Genomic DNA, 1,666 nt, shown 5'->3' with positions numbered 1-1,666 from the left:
CGCGGCGAGGGCCGCGGCCGGAGCCGCCACCCGGTCCGCGCCGAGCCGCATCGTGTGCGGCGGCGCCGCGCCCGCGCCGCCGCCGTCCCCGTCCGTCCCGTCCGCCGACTCCTCCACGTCCAGCGGCGGCAGCCCGTCCAGGTCCGGCAGGATCTCGCGCAGCCGGGCGGCCAGCTCCGCCGCCCGCAGCCGCGACGCCGGCGCCTTCGCGAGGCACTGCAGCAGCAGCTCCCACAGCTCGTCGGGGATGCCGGGCAGCGGCGCGACGGTCTCCGTGACGTGCCGGCGCAGCACGGCGCCGGGATGGCCGCCGCCGAAGGGGGTGAAGCCGGCCAGCAGCTCGTACAGCATCGTGGCCAGGGCGTAGATGTCGACGGCCGCGCGCGCCGGGAGGCCCTCGACGATCTCGGGGGCGACGTAGTCGGGGGTGCCGATGACGCGGCGCTGGGTCGGCACCCGGGTGCCCGCGGCGGCGTCGCCGCGCCCGCGGGGCGGCGTGCCGGGGGCGCCCCCGCGGCCCCCGGGCTTGGGGGGAGGCTGGGGCGCGCGGCTCGGGGCGTCGATGAGCTTGGCGACGCCGAAGTCGGTGAGCAGCGCGGGCGGCGCGCCGCCCGCGCCGACGGGGGCGTCGGAGTCCAGCAGGACGTTCTCGGGCTTGACGTCCCGGTGTACGAGCCCCGCGGCGTGCGCGGCGGCCAGCGCCTCGGCCACGTCGGCGGCGATGGCGACGGCGGCCTGCGGGAGCAGCCGGCGCTCGCGCTCCAGCCGGGTGCGCAGGTCCGTACCGCTGACGAGGTCCATGACGAGCGCCAGGTCGCGGCCGTCGACGACGAGGTCGCGGACGCCGACCACGCGCGCGTGGTCCAGGCTCATCAGCGCGGTGCGCTCCTGCAGGAAGCGGTCGACCAGCTCCCGGTCCTCGGCCAGGTCCTCGCGGAGCAGCTTGATGGCGACCGGTCCCTCCGGGCCCTCGCCGAGCCACACCGTGCCCGCGCTGCCGCGTCCGATCACCTGATGGGCGGCGTATCGGCTGCCGATTCTGCGTGCCATAACGACAAAGCTACGCGGCGACGCGGGCGTTGGGTGCCGGACCGCCCGGAAACCCCCCGCGGGTGTCGACTTGTCGGCATGCTCACAGGCCAGGAGGGGTGTACAGGCCGGCGCCCGGCGTACGTCCCGTGCTCCTGCGGCCTCGTGTTTCTGTGCCTACTGACCCGTGCCCTGCGTGGCGTCCTGGAGGTCGTCGAGACCGTCCTGGACGTCGTTGACGCCCTCGTTGATGCCGTCCCTCGTCTTCTCGGCGTCGTCGGCGGCGTCGTTGAGGTCCGAGACCCAGTTCTTGAAGTCGGTGCCCCAGTCGGTGAGCTGGTCCCAGAAGCCCTTGCCGTCCGCGATCCAGTCCTGCACCGGGGTCAGCTCCCAGACCAGCCACGAGCCGACGACCAGGATGAGGACCGTGAACAGACAGCCCTTCAGACAGCCCAGCCCCGGGATGCGCATCGGGTTCGCGCCGCGCCGCCGCTCCCGCGGCTGCTGGGGCGGGGGCGCGGGCGGCTGCGGGCGGGGCTCGTAGCGCTGGGGCTGCGGCTCGTAGCGCTGCGGCTGCTCGTAGCGCTGCGGGGGCGGCTCGCGGCGGGCCGGCGGGCCCGCGTACGCCTCGGGCGGC

The 1,666-nt window shown here is 76.2% G+C and carries 1 protein-coding gene and 1 pseudogene; both read right to left on the bottom strand.

Going from position 1 to position 1,666, the window contains the following annotated elements:
* The coding region (locus ABD317_RS36710; RefSeq protein ID WP_344296365.1) for a serine/threonine-protein kinase at positions 1–1,050 on the bottom strand (1,050 nt) is incomplete at its 3' end.
* Between the two features lie 156 nt (positions 1,051–1,206).
* Positions 1,207–1,666, bottom strand: a pseudogene (locus tag ABD317_RS36705) (serine/threonine protein kinase); the annotation flags it as partial.

Origin of the sequence: Streptomyces synnematoformans (assembly GCF_039531005.1) — a bacterium.
Classification (GTDB): Bacteria; Actinomycetota; Actinomycetes; order Streptomycetales; family Streptomycetaceae; genus Streptomyces; species Streptomyces synnematoformans.
This window is presented reverse-complemented; position numbering and strand designations above follow the sequence as displayed.